At 65.9% G+C, this 8,056-nt stretch carries 7 protein-coding genes; 1 reads left to right on the top strand and 6 read right to left on the bottom strand.

Annotation, left to right across the window (positions count from 1 at the left end):
* Positions 1-501: 501 nt before the first annotated feature.
* From VGV37_RS07470 to VGV37_RS07455, 4 genes are all read right to left on the bottom strand, one after another.
* Positions 502-939, bottom strand: a complete 438-nt coding sequence (locus VGV37_RS07470; RefSeq protein ID WP_326879017.1) for a hypothetical protein — start codon at positions 937-939, stop codon at positions 502-504.
* Positions 940-954: 15 nt separating this feature from the next.
* Positions 955-2,229: a hypothetical protein gene (locus VGV37_RS07465; RefSeq protein WP_326879016.1), complete on the bottom strand. Its 1,275-nt coding sequence runs from the start codon at positions 2,227-2,229 to the stop codon at positions 955-957.
* Between the two features lie 90 nt (positions 2,230-2,319).
* Entirely contained in the window at positions 2,320-3,480 is a 1,161-nt protein-coding gene (locus tag VGV37_RS07460) for a GNAT family N-acetyltransferase (RefSeq protein ID WP_326879015.1), read from the bottom strand.
* 86 nt (positions 3,481-3,566) lie between these two features.
* On the bottom strand, positions 3,567-4,037 hold the full coding sequence (locus VGV37_RS07455) for a RidA family protein (protein WP_326879014.1): 471 nt from the start codon (positions 4,035-4,037) through the stop codon (positions 3,567-3,569).
* Positions 4,038-4,185: 148 nt separating this feature from the next.
* Here VGV37_RS07455 and VGV37_RS07450 point away from each other — a divergent pair, with 148 nt between their 5' ends.
* Positions 4,186-4,818, top strand: a complete 633-nt coding sequence (locus tag VGV37_RS07450; protein ID WP_326879013.1) for a hypothetical protein — start codon at positions 4,186-4,188, stop codon at positions 4,816-4,818.
* On the opposite strand, the gene VGV37_RS07445 is transcribed toward VGV37_RS07450, so the two are convergent.
* Both VGV37_RS07445 and VGV37_RS07440 read right to left on the bottom strand, forming a co-directional pair.
* Positions 4,815-6,449, bottom strand: a complete 1,635-nt coding sequence (locus VGV37_RS07445) for a tetratricopeptide repeat protein (RefSeq protein WP_326879012.1) — start codon at positions 6,447-6,449, stop codon at positions 4,815-4,817. The two genes, VGV37_RS07450 and VGV37_RS07445, sit on opposite strands and share 4 nt — an antisense overlap.
* An 8-nt stretch (positions 6,450-6,457) precedes the next feature.
* Positions 6,458-7,831 carry a hypothetical protein gene (locus tag VGV37_RS07440; protein ID WP_326879011.1) on the bottom strand — a complete coding sequence of 458 codons (1,374 nt, stop codon included), beginning with the start codon at positions 7,829-7,831 and terminating at the stop codon, positions 6,458-6,460.
* Between the last annotated feature and the right edge of the window lie 225 nt (positions 7,832-8,056).

Genomic DNA, 8,056 nt, shown 5'->3' with positions numbered 1-8,056 from the left:
ATTCTGCCGCAGTTTGTAGGATTGCGTGGCACCAACCGGGATAGCTGAGCGGGAAGCAAAGCAGCGATTGCCGGAAGCTCGCAGGCTCGTTGCTGACATAGTGAATAGGCCGCAAAGCGGATGGCTGCTTTTGTCCGTCAGAGCGCCAAATCGGATATGTTGCCGGCGAGCGAGGCCGGACGGCTTATAATAACACCCGTGTCTTCAGTGAGATTGCGGACCTGCAAGCCGCGATTTCGGCGTCGCGCAGTTCCCCGGACTGAGGTTTCGAACAAAGGTGCGAACCAGCAATCAGATGCGAAGCTCTCACCCCATCAATTCAACATCTCTGCGGCTTGGTGGGGTGGGCAGATTTCGCGCTGAGCCAGATTGGTTCTGATCTGCCGGAACGCGTCACGGTTCCGCCTAACTTATTGCCTTGAAAGTAAAAAGCCACTGCCTGGCAGACTAACCCCGGCAGGCCACGGCAGAATAAATTTTGCCTCCTCGAAGAAGTATAGACTAGCTTTTCTTCGCAGCCTCGGCTTGTACGGTCTCGACGACACTGTTGCAAATCGCATCGAATCCCATCGCCCGAGTGAAGAGGATCTTCCCGTCTTCATCGGGGTTCAAACCCCTGCCGCTGCCCGACCTCCATCGCAGAAGCCGGTAGATTCCGTCAATGTCATATAAACTCCATGCGGACACCCCTCGATAAAACGCCGACCATGATTTTACACGGGCGGATGCGGCTATCGTGGGAAGCAGGATGCCTGTCATCCGAGGAATGTGCTCCATGAACAGATTTCCGCGGATAGGGAAATTCTCGATCGCGCGGCGAAGCTCCCCCTGATCCGTTACTGGGATAACGCTGACGGGCTCAATATCCATACAGGAAGCTCCGTTCGTTTCGATTGTGGTTGGAATAAAAACGAGATTTTTCCTTAGATAGATGCTCATATGCATTGCGATCTCCTAAAATTGCGTGACCCTCAAACGGACACCACGACTTAGAGCGCGCTCTTTTGCGGCTAATATGACATCTCTCTGAATTTTAGTGATTACGCCTCGCGGAATGATCAAGTCTAATTCTCTGGATTTAATTTGCTGTGCCGTTATCGTTACGCCGCCCCATGTTTTTCCGTTAAAATTTGCGAGTTTTCTGATGTATTGATTTAGAAGGCTCCGCAGCCCACTCTCGCTCTGATACCCAGACACTCTAAGATCGATGGTCTTCGTGCTCGTGACCAAGCCGTCGAGTTCGTTGTCGATGACGGGAAAATTGGAGGCAAGCCTGCTCGATCGGGCTCCATGAAGCAGGAGACCGCGTTCGACCGCCGTATGCTCATCCCAAAACTTGGGATCATAGATGGGGCGTACTTTGCCGGCGCCGGGTGGTATTGCCTCCGGCACTGTCGTCGGGCCGCGCAACAAACGGGGAAAGAGCGTAACGCCGAGGGCAAGCGCGCTTGCATCCGCGGCAGCCAGAGCAGGGTCTTCGCGCGTGTAGGGCTCGAAGCGCTCCAAAATGTCCGTTCGCTCGGCGTCGGTGGTCGCCTCGAGCGCGTCGCTCAGGGCCAGATTGAGCGCATCGCCGCCGCGTGTGTCCCCTCGATCGTAATAGAGTTCCCTGATCTGCTGTCGGATCGTCGGCGTCTCATCCGGCTTGGCGTTCGCGACCCATTCGAGCAGATCGCCAAGTTCTTCGACCCGTTGTCCGGGTGGAAGGGTGACCCAATGCTCTTCGTCGTCTGACGCGTCGTCATGCGCATTTGCCGGTCCGGTACCGACGAGTTGCAGCGGCGGGCGGCTCAGCTTCGGCGGCAGACCGTGGTGGGAACGAGCCGGAGCGAGATCATTGCCGTTTGCCGCCGCCCAGCGTCCCCTGTCGTCGCGCGGCTCGCCCGGATCGAACTTGGTTAGCGCGTCATCCGCCTGTGCCAGCCGTGCGGCGCCTGGTCCGTCGAGTTCGGGTAGCCCCAACAGCAGTGTCCGGATCATTGCGCGCGCGGGCTCATGTTCGTTGAGCGCACGGGCAATCGTATCGATGCCTCTCGTGACTCGGTCGGTGTCGACCGCAAGGCCGTAAGCGCGCTCTAGCAAGCAGCGGAGTTCCAGATCATCCCGAGGCACGAATCCTCGAATTGTCCGGCGCAGGAGGGGAACGCCGGCCAGCGTCACGCCGTCAGGTGAACAGTCGAGCCCAAAGCCTTTGTCCAGCTTGAAACACCGTGGCGCAACCGCGTGCATTCCTCTCTCCTCCACTACCACTGGAGGACATTATGTTCATGATTTGTTCTTATTGCAAATTTCGTTCAAGAATTTTTTCGGCCGCGACCCCTACCCCTCCCCGCCCTGCCGGAACGGCGAGAGGGTCGCGAGTTGCGCCATCTCGGCCCGCATCGCCGGGCGTTCGCGGTCGAGGAAGTTCCCGATCGCCTTGCGCAGGCCCGGGTCGCGGATCCAGTGGGCGCTGTAGGTCTCGCTGGGCAGGTAGCCGCGCTGGATCTTGTGCTGCCCCTGCGCACCAGCCTCCACGCGGGCCAAGCCGTGCTCGATCGCGAAATCAATGGCGCGGTAGTAGCAGGCCTCGAAATGCAGGAACGGATAATCGCCGTCGGCGCCCCAGTTGCGGCCATAAAGTGTATCGCTGCCGCGCAGGTTGAGCGCGCCGGCGATGGTTCGGCCGTCGCGCTCGGCCACCACCAGCACGATCTTTTCACCGAGCCGTGCCGGCAGCAGTTCGAAGAACTCGCGGGTCAGATAGGCACCGCCCCATTTGCGGTCGACCGTCGCCAGGTAGAAGCGATGGAATGCGTCCCAATGGCCCGGCGTGATGTCGGACCCGACCAGGGTGCGCAGGGTGATGCCACCTTCGGTCGCGACCCGCCGTTCCTTGCGGATTGACTTGCGCTTGCGCGAATTGAGGGCGCCGAGGAAGTCCTCGAAACTGGCGTAGCCCTCGTTGGTCCAATGAAACTGTTGGCCGATGCGCTGCAGGAACCCGGCGTCGCCCAGCCGCTGCCAGTCGGCGGCATGGGGAAAGGTCACGTGCAGCGACGACACCTTGTGGCGGGTCGCGACCTCGACCAGCCCTTCGATCAGCAGGTCGGCAGCGCCCGACGGCGCGTCGGGGCGCACCAAGAGGCGCGGCCCGGGCACCGGCGTGAAGGGCACGGCCGCCTGCAGCTTCGGATAATAATTGCCGCCGGCCCGCTCATAGGCGTCGGCCCAGCTGTGATCGAACACGTATTCGCCCCAGGAATGGGACTTCAGGTACAGCGGCACGGCGCCGATCAGCCGGCCGGCCGTGTCCTCCAGCAGCAGATGCTGGGGCAGCCAGCCGGTCTTGGCCGAGACGGAGCGCGAATCCTCGAGCGCGCTCAGAAAACCGTAGGACAGGAACGGATTGTCGGATCCGGCGCACGCGTTCCACGCCGCCTCGTCGATCGCCGCCAGCCGGTCCGCGACCCTCAACGTAAACCCGTCGCCACCATCCATCTGCGTTCGATCCCGTCCCGATGCCCGCAGGATCAAGATGGGCCGCAGCGGGGGCCGAGCCAAGCCCCCCGCGTCCAAATGGGCCGTCAGGCCTTCAATTCGAAGACCGCGTCGACCTCGACGGCCAGGTTGAACGGCAGCACGTTGACGCCGACGGCGGCGCGGGCGTGCCGGCCCCGGTCGCCGAACACATCGACCATCAGGTTGGAACAGCCGTTGATCACCTTGGGCTGGTCGGAAAAATCGGCGGTCGAATTGACGAAGCCGCCCAGGCGCACGCAGCGCGCGACCCGGTCCAGGTCACCGCCGGCCGCGTCCTTCAGCCAGGTGATCAGGTTGAGCCCGCAGATCCGTGCGGCGGCGATCGCATCCTCGACGCTGACCTCGGCGCCGACCTTGCCTGGATAGCGGCGCTCGCCGTTCCAGATGCACAGCTGCCCGGACAGGAAGACCAGGTTGCCGGTGACCACATAGGGTACGTAATTGGCGGCGGGTGCGGTGGCGCCGGGCAGCTCGATGCCCAATTCCTGCAGGCGCTGTTCGATAGTCTGGGACATGTCGTCTCCTTCAGGCGTTCCCTCATGCGATGCCTTGGGATTGTCCAAATCGCATCGCAAGCTGTTTCTCGGCCCGTGAGGGCGAGGCACCATAACCGGAAGCCGCCGGCCGCACCAAGTGTCAGATCCTGCGAGGAATTCCCGCCCGATGCGTTCCCTTGTCTCCTGCCTGCTCCTCGTCGCTGCCGTGCTGGTCATGCCGTCGGCCCGTGCCCAGCAACTGTTGGGCGACACCCAGGTGCCCTACAGCGCCGACCGGACAGTGGTAACCGGCGGCAAGAGCTATGTCGGCCGGGTCTATGCGACGCCGGGCCGGCAGCGGCACGAGCAGAACGTCAACGGCCTGCCGCTGGTCGCGATCCTGCGCGCCGATCGCAAGGTCGCGTGGCTCGAGCTCGCCGAGTTGCATGTTTTCACCGACTTCCCGTTTCCGGCCGCCATCACCGACTATGCCGACCCGAAGCAATTGGGTCGGCCGATCGGCACCGAGGTCATTGCCGGCGAGACCGCCGGGAAATACCGAGTCGAGCACCAGGGCAGCGACGGCTCGCAGGTCTATGGCTATGCCTGGATCACCGAGGACGGCATCGTGCTCAGGCTCGACGGATCGTTCGTCGAGCCCAACGGACGCGAGACCAAGGCCAGCTACGAGCTGTCCCATGTCCGGCGGGGGCCGCAGCCGGCGAACCTGTTCGACCTGCCGCCGGGCATGAGCCGCCTGCCGCCCGAGGCGGTCGCGCCGTTGATGGGCATCAAGCTGAAGCCGGCCGGTCAGGGTTAAGCGGCGAGTTTGGCCAGGACCGTGCGCATTGCCCCGATCGGCCCGGCCCAGGCGCCGCGCTCGGTCTGGCGATAGAGGCGGGCCGCACCGTACCACGGGCTGTCCGACCGGCCCATCAGCCAGCGCCAGTCGGGCGCATGGGGCAGGGCGATCCATACCGGCTTGCCGAGCGCGCCGGCCAGATGCGCCACGGCGGTATCGACCGCGATCACCAGGTCCAGCGCCATGATCGTGGCGGCGGTCTCCGCGAAATCGACGAGGTCGGGCGCCAGGTCGACGATGCCGGGCAGCGCCGCCAGATCGCCGGCGCCGGGTTCCTTCTGCAGGCTGAATGCCTGGACCCCGGGCACGGTCAGCAAGGGCGCGAGCGCGGCCGCCGGCAGCGAGCGGTTGCGGTCGTTGCGGTGCAGCCGATGGCCTTGCCAGACCAATCCGACCTTGAAGCCGGATCCCAGCCGCGCCGTCCAGGCGGCGGTGCGGGCCGGGTCGGCGGCGAGATACGGGGCGGGCGGCATGGTCGCGGGGGTGACCTGGAGGGCGGCGCCGAGGCTCATCAGCGCGATCTGCGCGTCGAACGGCGGCAGCGGCCCGCCGCGCGGCACGACTTCATCGACACCCGCGACCCGCCGCATCAGCTCGACCAGCGGTGCCTGGCACGCCAGCACGATCCGCCCGACACCGCGCGCCTTGGCGACGGCGGCGAAGCGGGCGAACTGGATCGTGTCGCCCAGGCCCTGCTCGGCATGGATCAGCAGGGTGCCGTCGAGCGGCTCGCCGGTCCAGACCGGTCCTTCGATACCCGGCAGGCCGACCGCGCCGGCGGCGAAACGCGCCTCGAAGCCCTGCCAGCCGCGCGTCCAGTCGCCCAGCAACAGGCGGCAGACGCCCAGGTTCCATTGGATCGTCGGGTTCTGCGGCGCCGCCGCCTCGGCCTGCCGGTACCAGCGCAGCGCGTCGGCCGGGCGTCCCAGTTCCTTCAGCGCGCGGCCCAGGTTGAGCATGGCGGCGGCATGGCCGGGCTCGGCAACCAGCACCTTCTCGTAGAGCGCCACGGCCTCGTCCGGCCGGCCCTGCTCCAGTCGCAGGTTGCCCAGGTTGAGCCGCGCTGCGCCATCCTTCGGCGCCAGGCGAAGTGCTGTCTCCAACACTTTCGACGCCTCGTCCAGACGCAGCAGCTGCAGCAGCAGGGTCCCACGGTTGATCCAGGCCTCGGCCATATTTGGCCGCAGCGCGGTCGCGCGTTCGTAGAGCGCCAGCGCTGCGGCGAACTCGCTCTGCTGCTGGCGCACGATGCCGAGATTGACATGCGCCCCGGCATGGTCGGGTTTGAGCGCGATCACGGCCGCGAAACACTCGGCGGCGCCGGCGGCATCGCCCTGCAGGCGCAGCGCCTCGCCCAGGTCGTTGCGATAGGCCGGCATCGTCGGGTCGGCCTCGACCGCCGCCCGGATGAGATTGACCGCCGCCTCGCCCTGGCCGACCTGCAGCGCCACGACGCCCAGCAGGTGCAGGCTCGGCGCATGGTCGGGCACCTGGGCCAGGATCTGCTGGTAAAGCGCGCCGGCCTGTTGCAGGCGGCCGGCGTCCAAATGGCTGCGGGCGGTCGCGAACAGCTTGTCGATCGGCGACATCGCGGCGCTCAAAGCTTCTGCACGATCCAGTCGCCGGCCTGGTCCAGCCCGGGCACCAGGCATTCGGCCCCGACCGAGCGCGCGAAACTCTCGATCGTGTCCTGGACCATCGGCCGCCTCGCCGTCGCCCCCTCGCCCAGCAGCACGCCACCGGTCTTGAGGCAGGGCCATGCCGCCTGGCACAGCTCGACCAGCGCGCCGGCATCGTCGACCGGGCCGATCCGGATCAGATCGACCGTGACGCCGCGGCACAGCAGCCACTCGGTCGCCGATCCGGCATCGGGCGGCAAGGTGCGGGCGGCACTGCCGAGGCCGGTCGCCGCCAGGTTCAAGGCCGCCGTCATGTGCGATACCAGGGTCCAGCCGGCGTCGGCGGCCAGTAGGTGCGCATCCGCCCCGGCGGCGTCGGCGAGGGTCAGCGCGCTCCCGGCCTCCGGTCCGGCGGCCAGCACCAGCAGGTCGCGCGGCTTCAATCGCGCGATCAGTTCTCGGGTCAGCAGCGAGGCTTCGGGCGGGGTCGCCACGCGGGCCGGCGGCGTGGGGGCAGCCCCCAGGTCGGCCATGGCCTCGGCCAGGCTCTGCCCGGGCATCGCGCTCTCCGACGGCAGCGCGATTCCGGCGGCACGCATCATGTGCAGGCGGGCCGGATGCATCGGGTCGTCGGGCCGGATGACGTAATAGCTGGTCGCGAGGCCGGTAGGCCTGCCGCGGAAATGCTCCTTCAGCGCCTTGAAGACCAGGCGGTCCTCGCCCGATCCGTCGTCGAACGCGGCAAGCGACCAGAGCGGCGGCAGGTCGTGGCAGGCGATCTTGTCGATCATCAGGCTCGACGGATCGACGAAGCCGCCGAACTTCTCCTGGAACAGGCCGGCATCGGGCCCGACCGATTCCCATTGGTCGACGCAGATCGGTTCGTTCGTCGCGGCCTCCACGAACAGGCGCTGGGAATAGGCCCAGTCCATTCCGTCGATCGCACGGACCAGGCTCGCCAGATGGTCGGGCGCCCACCAATTGTCGTCGTCGAGATAGGCGACCAGGCGGCTGTTGGCCAGGTAGGTGAGGATGGTGCGCAAAGCCCCGCTGAACCGGTTCGGATAAAGCCCGCCATGGCGGGCGGAGGTCGAATAGCCGGGATCGAGCACGGAGAGGTGCATGGTGGCCGGACACTCGCCGGCCAGGGTCGCCGGCAGCGCCGGATCGCCGATGGGGTCGTCGATGCCGAGCAGGATCTGGACGCGGCCCTCGAACGCCTGGGCGAACACCGAGCGGACGGCACGGCCGAGTTCCGGACGCAGCACGGTCGGGATGACGACCGAGACGTCGAAGGGCGGCTGCACCGCCGCGCGCGGCTTGTCGATCTGGCTGAACACGGGGGAAACCACTCTCAACTTTCCGGCCCTAGCACCATGGAGCCGGCAGGTCGCCATCATGCGGCGGCGATGGTCGCGGCGGCAAGCCTGCACGCCGGAACAGCGGCATCTCGCCAGGTGGGGGCGATGAAGGGTAAGGTGGCGCCGCAGGGGTCCTGCCGTCCCGTTTTGGAACCTTTCGCACCGGCTCCGGGTCTTTTCCTCCATGATGCGTTCGATCAGATTCCGCCTGTATCT

Source organism: Aliidongia sp. (assembly GCF_035943795.1).
GTDB lineage: Bacteria > Pseudomonadota > Alphaproteobacteria > ATCC43930 > CGMCC-115725 > Aliidongia.
The sequence above is the reverse complement of the archived record's forward strand: the minus strand, read 5'-3'. Positions and strand labels throughout refer to the sequence as shown.